Genomic DNA, 17,571 nt, shown 5'->3' with positions numbered 1-17,571 from the left:
CTTCGCGGAAGCTCAAAGAAGTTCGCAGAAGCCGGACCCCAAACCTACTGGGACACCAGGGGTTTCGCGTCGCGTGCCAGCGCGGTGAGCCGCGATATGGCGCGGAAGTACTTCTTGCGGTACCCGCCGTTCAGCATCTCGTCACTGAACAGCCGGTCGAACGGGACGCCCGACGCGAGCACCGGTATCTCCCGGTCGTACAGCCGGTCGGCCAGCACCACGAGCCGCAGCGCCGTCGACTGGTCCGGGACCGGGACCACGTCGGTGAGGCACACCGCGGTGATCCCCTCGGTGAGGGCCCCGTACCGGCTGGGGTGGACCCGGGCCAGGTGCTCCAGCAGCCCGGGGAAGTCGTCGAGGCTGGCGCCGTCGGTCGCGTACGCGGCCTTCGCCACCTGCTCGTCCGAGAACGGCGCCGGCGCCTCCGGCAGCCCGCGGTGGCGGTAGTCCTGGCCGTCGATGCGCAGCGGCCGGAAGTGCGCGGACAGCCCCTGGATCTCCCGCAGGAAGTCCGCGGCGGCGAAGCGGCCCTCGCCGAGCTTGCCGGGCAGGGTGTTGGAGGTGGCGGCCAGCGCCACGCCCTGCTCGACCAGCTTGCCGAGCAGCGAGGACACCAGCACGGTGTCGCCCGGGTCGTCCAGCTCGAATTCGTCGATGCACAGCAGCCGGTGCCCGCCCAGGGTCTGCACGGTCTGCTGGAAGCCGAGGGCGCCGACCAGGTTGGTCAGCTCCACGAAGGTGCCGAAGGCCTTCAGCGCGGGCTCGGCCGGGGTGGCGTGCCACAGGGAGGCCAGCAGGTGGGTCTTGCCGACGCCGTAGCCGCCGTCGAGGTAGATCCCGCGCGGCGCGGCGGGGGCGGCGGGCTTGCGGGCGAACCAGCGCCGCTTGCCGAAGCCGCTGGCGTGCGCGCCGCCGAGCCCGGCGGCGAAGCCGCTCAGCACGGAGACGGCCTCGGCCTGGCTGGGCTGGGTGGGGTCCGGGTTGTACGTGTCGAAGCGCACCGAGTCGAAACGCGGCGGCGGGACCATCTCGGCCACCAGCCGTTCGGCGGGCACCCGCGGCTCGCGGGCGCACAGGGCCTGCGGGCCGGCGTCGGCTATCGGGGGTCGCCCGTAGGTGGAACCGGAGGTCGAGAGTGATGTTGACACAGCTCTTAACTCTACGGGCCGTGGCACACTTCACCGATGCGACGGCTGTTCCCTGTGACCGATCAGACATCCCTGCCCGAGGACCGGGCGCAGGCCCCGGCCCCGGGTCCGGCGGCCCGTACGGAGGCCCTGGCCGACCGCGAGTGGTCCCTGGACGAGCTGGCGGAGGCGTACGCGTACCCCGCCCTCGCCCCGGACGGCCACTGGCTGCGCGCCAACATGGTCTCCACCCTCGACGGCGCGGCCCAGCACGACGGCCGCTCGCAGCCCATCTCGGGCGAGACCGACATGCGGATCTTCGGCACCCTGCGGGCGCTGGCCGATGTGGTGATCGCCGGAGCCGAAACGGTTCGCCAGGAGGGCTACCGCCCGGCCCGCGCGCGCGAGGCCTTCGCGGCCCGGCGCGCCGCCGCCGGACAGGGCCCCGCCCCGGTCATCGCGGTGGTCACCGCCAGCCTGGACCTGGACTTCTCCCTGCCCCTGTTCACCTCCCCCCTGGTGCCGACCCTGGTGGTCACCGGCGCGGGCGCCCCCTCCGACCGGGTGGCCGAGGCCGTACAGGCCGGGGCCGAGGTCGTGATCGCCGGTGACGGGGCCGCCGTGGACCCGGCCCGGGCGGTCCGCGAGCTCGCCGACCGCGGGCTGCGCCGGCAGCTGACCGAGGGCGGGCCCCGGCTGCTGGGCCAGTTCGTGGCCGCCGACGTGCTGGACGAGCTGTGCCTGACGATCTCGCCGATGCTTACCGCCGGCGGCGCCCAGCGCATCTCCGGCGGGCCCCCGGTCGCCGTGCCGCACCGGCTGGCGCCCGCCTTCGTACTGGAGGAGGCCGGGTTCCTCTTCACGAGCTACCGTCGGATCTGACAAGGGGCGGAATTTCTCGTTCCGCTTAGCGTCCGGTGGGCACATATATCTGCGCAGGCCCCGTGTGAGAGCGGGGCAGGATGGTTTCCGCAGGGGCCGGCCGGCCGGCCGCGGCCCATGAAGGAGAGGGCGTCCGTGTTCACGAGCGTTTTGATGATCGAGCAGCCGCTGACCGCCGTCGACGTGGACTTCGTCACCACCTTGCACGGGGACGACCCGGTCTCCTTCATCGTGCTCATGCAGCCCCGGGGCGACCAGGACCGGCTGCTGCGCGCCATCGACGACGTCGCCCTCGGCGAGCTGCCCGAGGCCCTGCGCGAGGCCGACGTGCCGGAGGGCGACGCCGCCCGCGGCCCCGCCGAGCACGCCTTGGCCCACTCCCTGGAGTCCTTGCGCCGCAAGGGCGCCCAGGCCACCGGTCAGATCGTCGAGGACCACCCGCTGGACAAGCTCAAGGAGATCGTCGACGCCTCGTCCGCCGATGAGGTGATCGTCTTGACCGCCCCGCACTTCGTGGAGGAGTTCTTCCACCGGGACTGGGCCTCCCGCGCGCGCCACAAGGTCGGGGTTCCGGTGCTCAAGCTCTTCGCCCACAACGAATAGGCTGGCGTCCGACACTTTCGCCGAGCCGTCCCGACACCCACCCGCCGGGACGTCCGGCGCAACCGACCCGCACCTTGGGGAGCATCCGTATGACGCCGCCGTCCGGCCTGCCGAACGCCATGGAACGCCCGCACTTCATCGGCATCGGCGGCGCCGGGATGTCCGGCATCGCGAAGATCCTCGCCCAGCGCGGCGCCGCCGTGGCCGGCAGCGACGCCCGCGACTCCGAGACCGCCGGGGCCCTGCGCGCCCACGGCGCCACGGTCCACATCGGGCACGCGGCCGGACACCTCGCCGACGACGCCACCTGCGTGGTCGTCTCCAGCGCCATCCGCGCCGACAACCCCGAGCTGGCCCGCGCCGCCGAGCTCGGCGTGCCCGTCGTGCACCGCTCCGACGCCCTCGCCGCCCTGATGCACGACCTCCGCCCGATCGCGGTGGCCGGCACCCACGGCAAGACCACCACCACCTCGATGCTGGCGGTGTCCCTCTCGGCCCTGGGCCTGGACCCCTCGTACGCCATCGGCGGCGACCTGGACGCCCCGGGCTCCAACGCCCACCACGGCGCCGGCGACATCTTCGTCGCGGAGGCGGACGAGAGCGACCGCAGCTTCCACAAGTACGCCCCGCAGGTCGCGATCATCCTCAACGCGGAGCTCGACCACCACGCGAACTACGCGTCGATGGAGGAGATCTACGAGTCCTTCGAGACCTTCGTCGGCCGGATCGTGCCCGGCGGCACCCTGGTCGTCGCCCACGGCCAGGCCGGAGCGGCCGAGATCGCCGGCCGGGTCCGCGGCACCGAGGGCCTGAACGTCGTCACGTACGGCGAGGAGGCCGACGCCGACGTCCGGATCGAGAAGATCACCCCGCGCGGCCTGACCAGCGAGGTCACCGTCGCCCTGGACGGCCGCACCCTCACCTTCACCGTGTCCGTGCCCGGCCGCCACTACGCCCACAACGCCGTCGCCGCCCTCGCCGCCGGCGTCGCCCTCGGCATCCCCGCCGAGGACCTGGCCGCGGCGCTCGGCAAGTACACCGGCGTCAAGCGCCGCCTCCAGCTCAAGGGCGAGGCCGCGGGCGTGCAGGTCATCGATTCCTACGCCCACCACCCCACGGAGATGACCGCCGACCTGGAGGCCATCCGCGGCGCGGCCGCCGACTCCCGGATCCTGGTCGTCTTCCAGCCGCACCTGTTCTCCCGCACCCAGGAGCTGGGCAAGGAGATGGGCCAGGCCCTGGCCCTGGCCGACTCCGCCGTGGTCCTGGACATCTACCCGGCCCGCGAGGACCCGATCCCCGGCGTCACCAGCGAGATCATCATCACCGCCGCGCGCGCCGCGGGCGCCGACGTCACCGCCGAGCACGACAAGGAATCCGTCGCCGACGTGATCGCGGGAATGGCCAAGCCCGGCGATCTCGTTCTCACCATGGGCGCGGGAGACGTCACGGACCTGGGTCCGGCGATCCTGGCCCGGCTGTCGCACTGACGGCCCGGGGACGCAACACGAGGGAGCGGGAGAGTCATGGCGTACGAGGTCGAGAAGCCGGACGAGCAGTGGCAGGCGGAGCTGACCCCGTCCGAGTACCAGGTGCTGCGCCTCGCGGGCACCGAACCGGCGTTCCGCGGTGAGTACACCGACACCAAGACGCCCGGCGTCTACAGCTGCCGCGCCTGCGGCGCCGAGCTCTTCCGCTCCACGGAGAAGTTCGACTCGCACTGCGGCTGGCCGTCCTTCTACGACCCGAAGGACTCCGACGCGGTCGAACTGCGCGCGGACACCTCGCACGGAATGGTGCGCACGGAGGTCCTCTGCGCCCGCTGCGGCTCCCACCTGGGCCACGTCTTCGAGGGCGAGGGCTACCCGACCCCCACGGACCAGCGGTACTGCATCAATAGCATCTCGCTGCGCCTGACCCCGGCCGACGGGGCGAGCTGACCCCTTCCGGTTCCCGGCGGGTTCACACCCGTCGGGAACCGGTCGGCGGCGCCGCGACGAGGGCAGGATTCGAACCTGCGTCCACCCGGAAGTCGAGCCGGGCGCTCCTCCGCAGAGCTTCCTCGCCGCCGCCCCGATTCTCGTCAGGTGCGGACGCCCCGGGCAACTGATTTGCGGCCTTGGACGGTCGGAACGTCAGAGCCATTCCTCGGCGGCCGCGCGTTTGCCCTGGCCCGAGAACACTCCGGCGGACCGCAGAGCACTCGCCATCAGCGGATCGACCACGGCCACGCCGTGCACCAGCTCCGGCGTTCGGCTGAAGCGGACGGCCTCCGCGGTCGGGCGGGGCGCGGTCCAGCCGCCGGCCACCGGGTCCACACCATGCCGCGCGCAGGCCGCCTCGACCAGTGAGCGGGGGCATTCCTTCTCGCCCCGCAGGACTTCCCACGGCCGGGGCAGGTCCGCCCACACGTACGTGTCGGGGTGCAGTCCGCCGCCGCTTCTGCGGTGCCAGTAGGCCACGTCGGCTGCCATCAGCCGGGGGACCTTGCCCGGACACACGCGGTTCAGGATCTCCTCCCGGCCCAGTTCGGTCATCAGGGCGAACCAATGCGCTCGGGCGGTGCTCCAGGCCTGCGCGGCCTGGTTCCACGTCGAGGAGTCGTCGCCGCGCCGCACGATCATGCTCGCGGGTTCGATGCGGGAACGGTTCCAGGCGTCCTCCAGCAGGTCGGCCACTGTGCGCAGGAAGCCGTTCCAGCGGACGAGGAGCTGGGTGAGTTCCTGATCGGAGAGGTGCCCCAGCACCTCGGCGGTGGCGTGTACGTGGGCCACCGCGTACCAGTCCGTGTGCTCGGGCGCCGCGCGCAGTCTGCGGAAGAGTGCGTCGGCGACCTCGTCGTAAGGGCGGCGCTGCTTGCCGTTGGTGAAGATGCTGCGCATGTTCGCGCGGGCCGTGAGGTACGCGATGAAGGCCGCGGAGTCCGGGTCGGCGGCGAACAGCTCGAACGGCAGGTCGTGCGCGAGCGCGCCCTTGCCGGTCATGGTGACCTCGCGGCGGCACTGCTCGTGGACGAGGCGGGCCAGTTTGGCCTCCATCCGGCGCAGCAGCCGGAAGCGCTTGTTGTACTGGCGTTTGGAGACCTCGCCGATGCCGGCTTCTGCGCGCTCGGCCCGGTTCAGCCGGTCGAGGCCGAAGTCGTTCTCCCCGTACTGCCGGTGGATCTCCTCGCCGGCCCGGCGGATCACGGCCTCGATCTCCGCGGGATCGTCCCCGGCTCCCTCGGGTATCGGGGGCACGGACGCGAACAGCGCCCCGGCTCGGGCGAGCTGGCGCTGCGCGCCGACGGGTCGGGCGAAGTCCTCGAGCATGGAGGTGTAGCCGTGCCACAGCTTGTGCAGCGAATGCTCGGCGGCCTTCTCCAGGGCGTCGGCGGTGGCGGGGTCGAGGGCGACGTTCCGGGCAGCGAACAGGTCCTGGATCAGCTGGGCTATGTCCTCGGGGCGCTTGCGGAGCCCGAGCGAGGCGTGCAACTCGCGCAGCAGCTGCTCGGCATGGGGCGATGGCATGCGCCACACCTTGCCATCGCGCGTGCGGGACCTCCACCGGATAACCCGGCGGCCTTTCCTCCGTCATTCGCCTAGCCTTTCGCCATGGCAGGCAGACACCTCACTTATCGGTTCGCTGACGGCGAGCGCATACCCGGGACCTGGCGGCACGTCTTCATCCGCAACGGCTCCGCGTACTTCCTGACGGATCTTCTGATCTATGCCGACGGGTTGATCGACTGCTGGGGACTGGTCACGGTGGACGAGTTCGCCGAGAAGCTGCGGACCGGGTGGGTCGCGACAGAGTTGGAAGAGGGGGCGGAGGCCTCCGCCCACGACGTGGGCGGGTGGAGGTTCACGGACGTCCACTCGTACATGAAGCAGGACTGGTTGCTCGCCGAAGTGCGCGACGAGATCGAGCGGCTGAACGGCCGGCCCACCTCCACCGAGCGCTGCCTCACCGCGGTGGACTCCTTTCTCGCCGATCCGACCGAGGCGAACAGAGCCGGACTGCGGGATGCCTACCTTGAGATTCCGGAGTCCATGCGCCGCTATGCCCTGGGTGACATGGACCGCAAGGACTGGCCGTTGAAGGTCCTGGCCGCGGGACCGGGCGGGACACTGCCCGGGCTTCCCGAGCCCGTCGACGAGAAGGCGTATGCGCACGCCCTCGACTACTTCTCCGAGCGCGCGGAATGGGGCAAGGTGGCCGAGCGCCGCCGCACCGTGGATGGACCGCAGGAGCCGCGTACCCCGGCCATCGAACTGGGCCAGGTCTTCTATCCGAACGGCTGGCCCGCGGACCCCGGGCCGCTGGCTCTGCGTAACGAGTATCCCGCGCCGATACGGGTCGGCGACGTCGAGTATCCCACCGTCGGACACGCCTACTGGACGCTGTCCACCGACGATCCCGAGCACCAGGCCGCGATCCGCTCCGCCAAGAACGCACTCGAGGCACGGAGCCTGGCACAGGACGCCCCTCGGCGGGCGCAGTGGGACGAAGCCCGCCCGGCCGTGATGGCACAACTGCTCCGAGCCAAGTACACACAGAACCCGGCGCTTGCCGAGGAACTGCTCAGCACGGGAGATGCCAAGCTGCTCTACACCGATATGGGATCTCCCGGGTATTGGGGCCAGCACGGCCGGGCAGGGCGCAACTGGATGGGGCGACTCCTTGAGCTCGTCCGGGCCGAACTCCTCGCTGATCGCGCCGGCCTCACGCCCTGACGGATGGGAAGAGATTTCGGGGCGAATGAAGCATGAATCGCCAAGGATGATGGCTGGCCGTCCTACTACGACCCGAAGGACTCCGACGCGGTCGAACTGCGCGCGGACACCTCGCACGGAATGGTGCGCACGGAGGTCCTCTGCGCCCGCTGCGGCTCCCACCTGGGCCACGTCTTCGAGGGCGAGGGCTACCCGACCCCCACGGACCAGCGCTACTGCATCAACTCGATCTCCCTGCGCCTCACTCCTGCGCAGGAGGGCTGATCCGTCCGACACACCCCGGCGGGCCCTTCCGATCCCTCACGGACCGGTAGGGCCCGTCGGCGTTCCCGGGAGGGTTGTGTGGCACGTCGGCCGGCCCGGATGCCGCAACCCGCTGCCGGCAGCGCCCCGGCCTCTGCATCTCCCTGCGCCTCACCCACGACGAGTCGGCGGGACCGGACCGGCGATGACGTCCTTCCCCAGGTGCTCCTTGATGAGGTAGACGAGCTCGGGTCCCTCGATCAACTGGAGGCGGCCGTGCGCGGCCGCGAAGGTGTGGCTGGCCCGTCCGAACCAGGACGTGGTGATCAGCACCCCCTTCGCGGCCCGCTTGTGCTCCACCACGCCGGCCAGTGCCTGCACCGACTCGACACCCACGAGCTTCGCGTAGCGCTTGGCTTGGATGATGCACTCGCCGTTGAAGATCGGGTCCTTGCTGATCGCCACGGCATCGACGCCCTCGTCCTTGGAGGCCTGGGTGTTCCATGCCTCCATGCCGATGGCCTCGAACAGCTGCCGCACCAGATGCTCGAACTCCGTTGGTGACAGGCTGGTCAGCACCGGGCGGGCGTCGAGTCCGGCCACCACGTCCATGCTGTCCATCAGCCGGTATTTCTTGAGGTCGAATTCGATGATGGGCCGCACCGGTTGGAGTTCATAGGGGTTCGGGGAGACCAGCGCATTGAGGTGCTTGAGGCAGGCGGTCGGCTCGACCTGGCTGAGCCTCAGCTTCCCGAACTGCTCGCGATCGCTGCTGAGCGTGATCAGGCAGGGCGAGACTTCCTGCCCGGTCGCGCGGTCGACGGTCGTGACGTGCCCGTTGAGCACGACACTGTCGACGATCCCCTCCTCGTCGGAGGCGAAGATCTCGTGGATGGTACGCAACGCGCACTGGGCGAGGACCGAGGCGTACAGCTCCTTGCGCTCCCTTTCCGGGCGCGGCAGGGCCTTTGTCTCGTCCCGCGACTTCACGTAGGTGTAGCTGCGGGCGGCCGGAACGATGTCCTCGGCCGGCAGCTCGATCTCCACCAGGACACTGCCGTCCGCCGGGCGGAAGGCCACCCGGTGCCGTGACGGGAAGCCCCGCGGGTAGACGGAGCCGTCGAGGACCGCGCCGAGGAACCATTCGACGCTCGCGGGCTCGCCGGCCAGGTAGGCGGTGTGCCGCTGGTCGAGTTCCGCGTTGAACTGCCGTACCGCCCGGGCCGCCTGCTCCTGCTTCGCCGCGTGCTCGGCCCTCTTGCGGTCGAGCTTGGCCCGGTGCTTCGCTTCCTCTGCGCGGTGGCGCTGCTCCGCCTCCTCGAACCGCTCCTGCTCCTGCGCCAGCCGCTGCTCGTACCGGCGGCGGCCACCGAAGAGGGCGGACAACGCGCCGGGCGCCGGCGGAGCGAACTCCTCCCACCGGGGCGCGGGCCCGGGCCCGGCCCAGCGGCTGCCGTCGAACCGCTGCGCCCGGTGCGTGCGGCGCAGACAGTCGAACGAGACCGGCGGGTCGGACACCACGGCGTCGCGCAGCAGTTGCCGGAGGCGGTCGACCTCGTGCTCGACCCCGGCCGTGCGGTCCGTGGCGTCCTGCACCTGATGGGCGACGTGGGCCTGCTGGCGTTCCCGCTCCCGCCGCTTGCGGTCCGCCTCGGCAGCCCGCTGCTGCCGGGCAGCCTCGCGCTGCATCCGGAGCTGCTCGCGCTGGGCCGCCTGCTGCTGTCGTGCGTACTCCTGCTGCCAGCTCCCCCGGCGCTGCGCCATCGCCACTCTCCCCCTGTGCACGCTTAGATCAGGTGATCTTACGGTGTGTGAGGGCGGCTGGCCATCGGTGCCGTTGAGGCGCGCGCCAGGCCGTACGCGGGCCGCTCAGGCCCTGGCCCTGCAGGGCGGGCAGAGGCCTCGGTAGGTGAGGGCGGCTTCCGTGAGGGTGAAGCCGTGGCGTTCCGAGGGTGGGAGGGCGGTCAGGGGGTCGCCCGTCGGGTGGACGTCGCGGATGGTTCCGCAGGCCGAGCAGACCAGGTGGTGGTGGGGGCGGTCGGCGTTGGGGTCGTAGCGCTTGGCGCGGCCGGCGGTGGTCACCTCGGCCACCTCGCCGAGCGCGACCAGCTCACCGAGGGTGTTGTACACCGTCGCCCGGGAGATCTCCGGCAGCCGGGCGGAGGCCCGGGCGAGCACCTCCTCCGCGGTGAGGTGGACGTGGTCGCCGCTCAGCACCTCGGCGACGACCCTGCGTTGGGCCGTCAACCGCCAGCCGCGTCCGCGAAGCCGTTCCAGCAGGTCACCCATGCCCCACCAGCCTTACCGTCGCATCGTCCGTCGAATGAGTCAGAGCGTGCCTGGTTGTTGTATTGACTTGGACTATGTCGATCGTAGGATCGGATCCGGTGGTAGCCAAGACACAGGACGACGGCAGGGGAGCACATGAGGCGTCTCGGGACCGGTTTTCGCCGGCGGAGCCGACCTGTTGCGGCGGAAGGCGTCCCCGAGCCCGTGCCCGGACCGCACCACCACCGCCCTCAGCTCTTGAGAACCGTGATCCGCTTAGTTCGGAAGGACGTCCATGTCTGAGAACCAGGATTCAACCGTGGTAGACGCGCCGGCGGAGGGCGCAGGCGGCTGCCCGGTGGCGCACGGCCGCGCCGCCCACCCCACCCAGGGCGGCGGGAACCGCCAGTGGTGGCCGGAGCGGCTCAACCTGAAGATCCTCGCCAAGAACCCCGCCGTGGCCAACCCGCTCGGCGAGGAGTTCGACTACGCCGCGGCGTTCTCCGCCCTCGACCTCCCGGCCGTCAAGCAGGACATCGCGGAGGTGCTGACCACTTCGCAGGACTGGTGGCCCGCCGACTTCGGCCACTACGGCCCGTTCATGGTCCGCATGGCCTGGCACAGCGCCGGCACGTACCGGATCTCCGACGGCCGCGGCGGCGCCGGCGCCGGCCAGCAGCGCTTCGCGCCGCTGAACAGCTGGCCGGACAACGCCAACCTCGACAAGGCCCGCCGCCTGCTGTGGCCGGTCAAGAAGAAGTACGGCCAGGCCATCTCCTGGGCCGACCTCATGATCCTCGCCGGCAACGTCGCGCTGGAGTCCATGGGCTTCGAGACCTTCGGCTTCGCCGGCGGCCGCGCCGACGTCTGGGAGCCGGACGAGGACGTCTACTGGGGCCCCGAGACCACCTGGCTCGCCGACGAGCGCTACTCCGGCGACCGCGAGCTCGAAGACCCGCTCGGCGCCGTCCAGATGGGCCTCATCTACGTCAACCCCGAGGGCCCGAACGGCAACCCGGACCCGGTCGCCGCGGCCCGCGACATCCGCGAGACCTTCCGCCGGATGGCGATGAACGACGAGGAGACCGTCGCCCTCATCGCCGGCGGCCACACCTTCGGCAAGACCCACGGCGCCGGCCCCGCCGACCACGTGGGCGCGGACCCCGAGGCGGCCCCGCTGGAGGCCCAGGGCCTCGGCTGGCAGAGCTCGTACGGCTCCGGCAAGGGCGCCGACGCGATCACCTCCGGCCTCGAGGTCACCTGGACCACCACCCCGACCCGGTGGAGCAACAACTTCTTCGAGAACCTCTTCGGCTACGAGTACGAGCTGAGCTCCAGCCCCGCCGGTGCCCACCAGTGGGTGGCCAAGGACGCCGAGGCGGTCATACCCGACGCCTACGACGGGTCGAAGAAGCACCTCCCCACCATGCTCACCACCGACCTCGCGCTGCGCTTCGACCCGGCGTACCAGCAGATCTCGCGGCGCTTCCTGGAGCACCCGGAGCAGTTCGCCGACGCGTTCGCCCGCGCCTGGTACAAGCTGACCCACCGTGACATGGGCCCGATCGTCCGCTACCTCGGCCCGGAGGTCCCCGCCGAGGAGCTGCTGTGGCAGGACCCGCTGCCGCCGCGCACCGGTGAGCTCGTGGACGCGGCCGACGTCGCCGCCCTCAAGGAGCAGATCCTCGGCTCCGGCCTGTCGGTGGCCGAGCTCGTCTCCACCTCGTGGGCGGCGCTGTCCTCCTTCCGCGGCAGCGACAAGCGCGGCGGCGCCAACGGCGGCCGCATCCGACTCCAACCGCAGATCGGCTGGGAGGTCAACGAGCCCGACCAGCTCGCCCGCGTGCTGCGCGTCCTGACCGGCATCCAGGAGTCCTTCAACTCCGCCCAGACCGGCGGCAAGCAGATATCGATCGCCGACCTCGTCGTCCTCGCGGGCGCCGCGGCCGTCGAGAAGGCCGCCAAGGACGCCGGCCACGAGGTCGAGGTGGCGTTCACCCCGGGCCGCGTGGACGCCTCCCAGGAGCAGACGGACGTGGAGTCCTTCGCCGCGCTGGAGCCGCGCGCCGACGGCTTCCGCAACTACGTCGGCAAGGGCCAGCGCCTGCCCGCCGAGTACCTGCTGGTGGACAAGGCCAACCTGCTGAACCTGAGCGCTCCCGAGCTCACCGTCCTGGTCGGCGGCCTGCGCGTGCTGGGCGCCACCTACCAGGGCTCGAAGCTCGGCGTCCTGACCGAGACCCCCGGGCAGCTGACGAACGACTTCTTCGTCAACCTGCTCGACCTCGGCACCACGTGGACCGCGACGTCCCAGGACGCGCACACCTTCGAGGCCCGCGACGCCGCCACCGGCGAGGTGAAGTGGACGGGCAGCCGCGCCGACCTCGTCTTCGGCTCCAACTCCGAGCTCCGCGCACTGGCCGAGGTGTACGCGAGCGACGACGCGAAGGAGAAGTTCGTGAAGGACTTCGTCGCGGCCTGGGTCAAGGTGTCCGAACTCGACCGGTTCGACCTCGTCTGATCGGCACGGCAGGACGACGGTGAGGGCGTCCGGGACCGGCCCGTCAGGGCCGGCCCGGGCGCCCTCAGTCGTTTCCGACGGCGGCGTCGCAGGAGGCGCAGACCAGATCCGCGGACTCCGGGGCGTACCAAGGGGATCCGGGGTCCTCGGCGGGCTGCCGCGGAGCCGGGGCCATGGCGAAGGTGTCCCGGCCGCAGTAGGTCCGCGGGCCGGGCTCGGACGGCCGGCCCGGGGAGGCGGGGGCCGCGTGCACGCGCAGGGTGCGGCCCGGTGTGTGCGCCGCGGCGGGCTGGTCGAGCTCGTACACCACCACAATCTCGCTCATGGGTAGACCGTAGGGCGCCGCGGCGCGGGATCCGGGCGGGACACCACGCGGACACCGCGAGCACACCCCTCGGATACCGATTCGGACTCCGGTTGGCAACAACTCGTGCACCCATAGTGCCCATGGGGTCACATAGCGCCCAAGGGGCGCGGAATCTGACTATCCGTTTCTTTGTCTTGGCTGGATATGATCGGCGCGCGCCCTCCGTTGGCCCTCCGTCCCTCCCGTTTTGTCGCCCGTCCGTCCCCCGCCGCCCCGAGGACCGATGTCTGCCACCGAACCCGAAGGCGCCCCCGCGCCGCCCCCGAGCCGGCGGCGGACCGTGCGCCTGCGGACCGTGCGCCTGCGGACGCTGCTCATCTGGCTGGCGGTCGTCCCCACCGTCGCGATGGGCGCCCAGAGCGGCCTGACCGCCGAACGGCTGCTGGCCCAGTCGGCCCGCCTGCGCGCCGACGTGGCCGCCAGCGAGCGGATCGGCGTCCCGCTGTACACCCTCCTGGTCGACCTCCAGGCCGAGCGGACGGCGACGGCCGCCCGCTGGGCCGGTACCCCCGGCTCCGAGGAGGAACTGCGCAACCGCCGGCCGGCCACGGACCGCGCCGCGGCCGAATTCCGCGCCCTGGCGGCCGATCCGGCCTCGGCCGACTCCCTCGGCGCAGTGACCCGGCGCCTGGCCGACCTGACCGGATACCGCGAGCGCACGGACGCCCGCACCGGCACCCCCGACGGCACGATCGGCTACTACACCGCGGTGATCGGCGAGATCATCCGGGTGTACCAGCAGGAGTTCAGCCACGCGGAGGACGCCGAGCTCACCGAGGCGAGCCGCCCCGTGGTCTCCATGCTCTCCGCCTCCGAGATGCTGGCGCGCGAGGACACCCTCCTGGCCCTGGCCGGCCCGTCCAGGGAGCTGAGCACCGCCGGCTTCGACCAGTTCACCGGCGCCGTCGGAGCCCACCGCTACCTGTACGAGGCCTGGGTCGTGCCGTACCTGCCCGACGGCGACCGGACGTTCTACGAGCGCATCACCGCCTCGCCCGACTGGCAGACGAAGACCCGCATCGAGAACGCGGTCATCTCCCAGCACAAGGACACCGAGAACGGCATCAAGCTGCCCGCCGACATCGGCGGCTGGCGGGCCGCGCACGACAACTTCTCCGTCCAGATGGCCACCCTCAACATCGACCGCGCCCGGGGCGTCCTCACCCGCAGCGCGGCCAAGGCGGACCAGCTCCAGACCGACGTCGCCTGGCTGATCGGCACGAGCGCCGCCACGCTGGCGCTGGTCGTGGCCGCCGTCGTCCTCATGACGCGGTCGGTGCTGCGCCGCCTGAACGGCCTTCACCGGCGCACCGTGGCCGTCGCCGAGCACACGCTGCCCGACGTGGTGGCCCGCCTCCACCGCGGCCAGAGCATCGACGAGGACGCCCTGCCCGCCGTCCGCGGGATCCGGGACGAGGTCGGGCGGATCAACGACGCCTTCGCCCGGGTCGTCGCGGTGTCCGTCGACGGCCACCGGCAGCTCGCGGCCGAACGCCACGGCTTCGGCATGTTCGCCGCCGGCATCGCCTCGCGCACCGGGAACCTGGTCAGCCGCCAGCTGAGCCTCACCGAGGACATCCAGGACGCCTTCGGCCACCACGAGGCGCTGCTCGCCCAGCTGATGCGCTCCGACCAGCTGACGGTCGGCATGCGCCGGCAGATCGAGAACCTGCTCATCCTCTCGGGCGGCGAGATCCCCGACCCGCACACCGAGCCCATGCGCATCGCCGACCTGCTGCGCGAGGCCGCCGCGGAGGTGGAGGACTTCCGCCGGATCGAGCGGCAGTCCCTGGACGAGGCCAGCGTGGAGCCGCAGGTCGTCAGCCAGATCAGCCACCTCCTCGCGGAGCTGCTGGACAACGCCACCCGCTTCTCCCCGCCGCGCTCGAAGGTGGTCATCCGGGCCGAACTGGTCGCGGACGGGCTGTCGGTCGAGGTCGAGGACCGCGGGCCGCGGGTGAGCGGCGAGCGCTACGAGGAGATGAACCAGCGCCTGCACACCGCCCCGCCGTACTCCGTCCTCGCCGAGAACGCGCACCGACTCGGCCTCTTCGTGGTCGGCCACCTCGCCGACCAGCTCGGGGCCACGGTCACGCTGCGCCGCTCGGTGTACGGAGGCACCTCGGCGGTGGTCATCCTGCCGGGCAGGCTGCTGGCGGACGCGGGGGAGCACGTACGGGAGCCCGAGCCGGCGCCGCCCGCGGTACGGGCACCCCTGCCCGCACCGCGCGCCGCGGATCCCGAGCCGGCGCCGGCACCCGAGCCGCAGCCGGACCCCGAGCCCGCCCGGGAGCCCGACCCCGCCCCGCCCGCCGCCACCGGCCTGCCCAGCCGCCGCGGGCCGGAGCCGGCCCCCGACGGCGAGCACCCGCCGGCCCTCCGCTCCGTACGCGAGACCAGGACCGAGACCAGGACCCAGACCCAGCCCCAGACCGAGGTCGGGACCGCCACCGCGCCCCTGGACGGCGGCGCCCGCCCCGGCCTGCCCCAGCGCGTCCCGCAGACGCACATGACCGAACGGCTCCGCGGACGGCGGACGCCGGAGCCCGGCCCCGGCCAGGACGACGCGACCCCGGAAGAGGTCGCCGACGCCTGGGCGGACTACGAACAGGGGACCCAGACAGTGGAAGAAGAGCTCCGACGGGATCAGCCATGACGACGAACAACGAAATGATCTACAGCGTCCTGGACAACAACCTGAGCAGGATCGCCGGCATCGAGGGAGCCGTGCTCCTGTCCAACGACGGGATCGGGCTCAGCTCCTACCTCCTCGACCGGGACACGGCGGAGCGCATGGCCGCCGCCGCGTCCGGGGTCGCGGCCACGATGAGGGCGATATCCCGGGAGGTCGACGGCGGCCGGGTCATCCGCCAGCTGGTCGAGACCGACGACCGGTACCTCTGCATCGTCGGGTGCGGGGAGGGCAGCACGCTCATCGTGGTGACCTCCCGCAAGGCCCGCCTCGGCGAGCTGGGCGGCGAGGCCGTACGGACCGCCCAGGCGCTCGGCGAATGGCTGGGCACCCCCGAGCGCGGCCAGTCGTCCGCCTCGTAATGCCCGACGACGAGCCGCAGCCGCAGCCGGGGCAGCCCGGGCAGCCGCCGCAGGAGTCCGAGGAGCCGGCGCAGCCGTCGCCGCCGCCCCGGCCCCGGTCCGCGCGCCGGACACGCCTGTACGCCCTCACCGACGGCCGTACCGCCGCACCGTGCACCGCCCTGACCATGGACACCACGATCACGGCGGCGGTCGACCCGGACGCCGACAGCGGCCTGCCCACCGAGTGGCGGGCCGTCCTCGCCCTGTGTCCGGCGCCGGACGGACGGGCGGTCGCCGAGCTCGCCGCGCGCATGCACATCCGGCTCACCCCGATGACGCTGCTCCTCGGCGAGCTCGCGGACCGCGGGCTGATCCACCACCGGCCGCCCCTGGAGGGCGCCGAGACCACCAATGTCCACCTGCTCAGGAGAATCAGGGACAACCTTGCCCGGATATGAGACCCCCGCCCCCCAGGCGGCCCCCGTCAAGATCCTCATCGCCGGGGGATTCGGAGTCGGCAAGACCACCCTGGTCGAGACGATCTCCGAGATCGAGCCGCTGCGCACGGAGGAGCGGCTCACGGCGGCGGGCGTGGGCGTCGACGACCTCGACGGGATCGAGTCCAAGGCCGTCACCACCGTGGCGATGGACTTCGGCCGCCTCACCCTCACCGACGCCGGGGTGGTGCTCTACCTGTTCGGCACGCCGGGCCAGGAGCGCTTCTGGTTCATGTGGGACGACCTGCTGAACGGGGCCCTGGGCGCGGTCGTGCTCGTCGACACCCGGCGGCTGGACCGCAGCTTCCCCGCCGTCGACTTCTTCGAGAGCCGCGGCCTGCCCTTCGTGATCGGTGCGAACTGCTTCCACGGCGTACAGCCGTACACGGCCGAGGAGATCGCGCAGGCCCTTCACCTGCGCGACCCGGACACCCCGGTCCTGATGCTCGACGCCCGCGAACGCGCCGACGTCCGCGACGTCCTGGTGTCCCTGCTGGACGTGCTGATCTCCTCGGCCGAGCCGGGCGAGGGCCCGCTGCGGACCGCTCGGACTGCTCGGGCCGCTCAGACCGCGATACGGTCCAGGGCCGGCAGGAACTGATCGTAGAAGGCCAGCTTCAGGGCCAGGGCGCGCTCCTCCGCCTCGCGGAAGCAGTCGGAGGAGTCCTCGCGTGCCAGGAGCTCGGTCACCCGCGTCGCCAGGCGGTCCGAGTGGCTGCCGGACAGCAGGGACACCGTGGCCAGGGAGTGCGTCTTGGCGTCGTGGACGAGGTGCGGGTGGTAGAAGCGGGAGCGGTTGCGGCCGCCCTCGTCGGTCAGCTGCGGGGCCATCCGCTCCCACAGCTTCTCGTACTCGACCGAGACCAGGACCTCGCCCCAGAACCGCAGGATCGTCAGCAGCCGCAGGTCCGCGTTGTCGTGGCCGCCCGCCTCCGCGATCAGGTCGAACGCCTCGCCGATGGCGCGCTTCGTCTCCGCCGTCGGTCTCGACGCCACCAGGGCCTCGCGGGTGACGCCCAGCCGGAACAGGTCCTGCACCATGTCCTCGCGGTGCGAAGGGGTGTGCCCGTGGCCGTCCGGGTACTCCTCGCGTAGGATGACCCGGGCGATGCGCAGCCCGGCCTCGTCGCGCAGCAGGTCGATGGCGAGATCGTAGGACGGGGTGAACGCGAGCGACACGAACCGCCGTTGGAGCAGCAGAGCGGCGAAGTCCTCGTCCGGGAGCTGTGCGACGTTCGCCAGTACCGGGTGCTCCTTGAAGCGCTCGATCAGCGAGTCCTCGAAATCGTCCAGTGCGTGCATGAGCCGTACC

The 17,571-nt window shown here is 71.8% G+C and carries 16 protein-coding genes, 1 tRNA gene and 1 pseudogene; 11 read left to right on the top strand and 7 right to left on the bottom strand.

All coding sequences use genetic code 11. The features are described 5' to 3' along the window. Nucleotides 1-44: 44 nt before the first annotated feature. Nucleotides 45-1,148 carry a cell division protein ZapE gene (zapE, locus tag AB0F11_RS06485; protein ID WP_362169064.1) on the bottom strand — a complete coding sequence of 368 codons (1,104 nt, stop codon included), beginning with the start codon at nucleotides 1,146-1,148 and terminating at the stop codon, nucleotides 45-47. 36 nt (nucleotides 1,149-1,184) lie between these two features. On the opposite strand from zapE, the gene AB0F11_RS06480 reads away from it, so the two are divergent. From AB0F11_RS06480 to msrB, 4 genes are all read left to right on the top strand, one after another. Continuing rightward, nucleotides 1,185-2,009: a pyrimidine reductase family protein gene (locus AB0F11_RS06480; protein WP_362169062.1), complete on the top strand. Its 825-nt coding sequence runs from the start codon at nucleotides 1,185-1,187 to the stop codon at nucleotides 2,007-2,009. Between the two features lie 135 nt (nucleotides 2,010-2,144). Further along, nucleotides 2,145-2,612, top strand: a complete 468-nt coding sequence (locus AB0F11_RS06475) for an indole-3-glycerol phosphate synthase (RefSeq protein WP_362169060.1) — start codon at nucleotides 2,145-2,147, stop codon at nucleotides 2,610-2,612. An 89-nt stretch (nucleotides 2,613-2,701) separates the two neighbouring features. Continuing rightward, nucleotides 2,702-4,102 (top strand): UDP-N-acetylmuramate--L-alanine ligase, encoded by a 1,401-nt coding sequence (gene murC / locus AB0F11_RS06470; RefSeq protein ID WP_362169058.1) that lies wholly within the window; start codon nucleotides 2,702-2,704, stop codon nucleotides 4,100-4,102. Nucleotides 4,103-4,138: 36 nt separating this feature from the next. Beyond that, nucleotides 4,139-4,552, top strand: coding sequence for a peptide-methionine (R)-S-oxide reductase MsrB (gene msrB, locus AB0F11_RS06465; protein ID WP_362169056.1), 414 nt, complete (start codon nucleotides 4,139-4,141; stop codon nucleotides 4,550-4,552). Nucleotides 4,553-4,606: 54 nt separating this feature from the next. On the opposite strand, the gene AB0F11_RS06460 is transcribed toward msrB, so the two are convergent. Together AB0F11_RS06460 and AB0F11_RS06455 are read right to left on the bottom strand one after the other, a co-directional pair. After that, a tRNA-Ser gene (locus AB0F11_RS06460) sits at nucleotides 4,607-4,679 on the bottom strand. A gap of 68 nt (nucleotides 4,680-4,747) precedes the next feature. After that, nucleotides 4,748-6,121, bottom strand: coding sequence for a hypothetical protein (locus AB0F11_RS06455; RefSeq protein WP_362169054.1), 1,374 nt, complete (start codon nucleotides 6,119-6,121; stop codon nucleotides 4,748-4,750). An 84-nt stretch (nucleotides 6,122-6,205) separates the two neighbouring features. On the opposite strand from AB0F11_RS06455, the gene AB0F11_RS06450 reads away from it, so the two are divergent. After that, nucleotides 6,206-7,327 carry an NADAR family protein gene (locus tag AB0F11_RS06450; protein WP_362169053.1) on the top strand — a complete coding sequence of 374 codons (1,122 nt, stop codon included), beginning with the start codon at nucleotides 6,206-6,208 and terminating at the stop codon, nucleotides 7,325-7,327. Between the two features lie 51 nt (nucleotides 7,328-7,378). Further along, nucleotides 7,379-7,591, top strand: a pseudogene (locus AB0F11_RS06445) (peptide-methionine (R)-S-oxide reductase); the annotation flags it as partial. Nucleotides 7,592-7,741: 150 nt separating this feature from the next. On the opposite strand, the gene AB0F11_RS06440 reads toward AB0F11_RS06445, so the two are convergent. Both AB0F11_RS06440 and AB0F11_RS06435 read right to left on the bottom strand, forming a co-directional pair. Beyond that, nucleotides 7,742-9,334, bottom strand: a complete 1,593-nt coding sequence (locus AB0F11_RS06440; RefSeq protein ID WP_362169051.1) for a restriction endonuclease — start codon at nucleotides 9,332-9,334, stop codon at nucleotides 7,742-7,744. A 105-nt stretch (nucleotides 9,335-9,439) separates the two neighbouring features. Beyond that, nucleotides 9,440-9,859 (bottom strand): Fur family transcriptional regulator, encoded by a 420-nt coding sequence (locus AB0F11_RS06435; RefSeq protein WP_362169049.1) that lies wholly within the window; start codon nucleotides 9,857-9,859, stop codon nucleotides 9,440-9,442. 274 nt (nucleotides 9,860-10,133) lie between these two features. On the opposite strand from AB0F11_RS06435, the gene katG reads away from it, so the two are divergent. After that, nucleotides 10,134-12,359 carry a catalase/peroxidase HPI gene (gene katG, locus AB0F11_RS06430; protein ID WP_362169047.1) on the top strand — a complete coding sequence of 742 codons (2,226 nt, stop codon included), beginning with the start codon at nucleotides 10,134-10,136 and terminating at the stop codon, nucleotides 12,357-12,359. Nucleotides 12,360-12,423: 64 nt separating this feature from the next. Here katG and AB0F11_RS06425 read toward each other — a convergent pair whose 3' ends face one another. Next, nucleotides 12,424-12,684, bottom strand: coding sequence for a hypothetical protein (locus tag AB0F11_RS06425; protein ID WP_362169045.1), 261 nt, complete (start codon nucleotides 12,682-12,684; stop codon nucleotides 12,424-12,426). 265 nt (nucleotides 12,685-12,949) lie between these two features. On the opposite strand from AB0F11_RS06425, the gene AB0F11_RS06420 reads away from it, so the two are divergent. The 4 genes from AB0F11_RS06420 to AB0F11_RS06405 are packed head-to-tail and all read left to right on the top strand — an operon-like array spanning nucleotide 12,950 to nucleotide 16,860. Further along, entirely contained in the window at nucleotides 12,950-15,382 is a 2,433-nt protein-coding gene (locus AB0F11_RS06420) for a sensor histidine kinase (RefSeq protein WP_362169043.1), read from the top strand. After that, the gene (locus tag AB0F11_RS06415; RefSeq protein WP_362169041.1) at nucleotides 15,379-15,780 is read left to right on the top strand and encodes a roadblock/LC7 domain-containing protein; all 402 of its coding nucleotides are present in this window, start codon (nucleotides 15,379-15,381) and stop codon (nucleotides 15,778-15,780) included. Before AB0F11_RS06420 ends, AB0F11_RS06415 begins: the two co-directional genes overlap by 4 nt. After that, complete coding sequence (locus AB0F11_RS06410; RefSeq protein ID WP_362169039.1) at nucleotides 15,780-16,220, top strand: DUF742 domain-containing protein; 441 nt, start codon at nucleotides 15,780-15,782, stop codon at nucleotides 16,218-16,220. The genes AB0F11_RS06415 and AB0F11_RS06410 overlap by 1 nt, the downstream gene beginning before the upstream one ends. Further along, nucleotides 16,207-16,860: an ATP/GTP-binding protein gene (locus AB0F11_RS06405; protein ID WP_362169037.1), complete on the top strand. Its 654-nt coding sequence runs from the start codon at nucleotides 16,207-16,209 to the stop codon at nucleotides 16,858-16,860. The genes AB0F11_RS06410 and AB0F11_RS06405 overlap by 14 nt, the downstream gene beginning before the upstream one ends. On the opposite strand, the gene AB0F11_RS06400 is transcribed toward AB0F11_RS06405, so the two are convergent. Further along, complete coding sequence (locus tag AB0F11_RS06400; protein ID WP_362169035.1) at nucleotides 16,824-17,561, bottom strand: hypothetical protein; 738 nt, start codon at nucleotides 17,559-17,561, stop codon at nucleotides 16,824-16,826. The two genes, AB0F11_RS06405 and AB0F11_RS06400, sit on opposite strands and share 37 nt — an antisense overlap. Nucleotides 17,562-17,571: the final 10 nt, after the last annotated feature.

Source organism: Streptomyces sp. NPDC032472 (assembly GCF_040636955.1).
In the GTDB taxonomy this organism is placed as follows: domain Bacteria; phylum Actinomycetota; class Actinomycetes; order Streptomycetales; family Streptomycetaceae; genus Streptomyces.
Note: the sequence above shows the minus strand (reverse complement) of the source record. Positions and strands in the feature narration are given on the sequence as shown.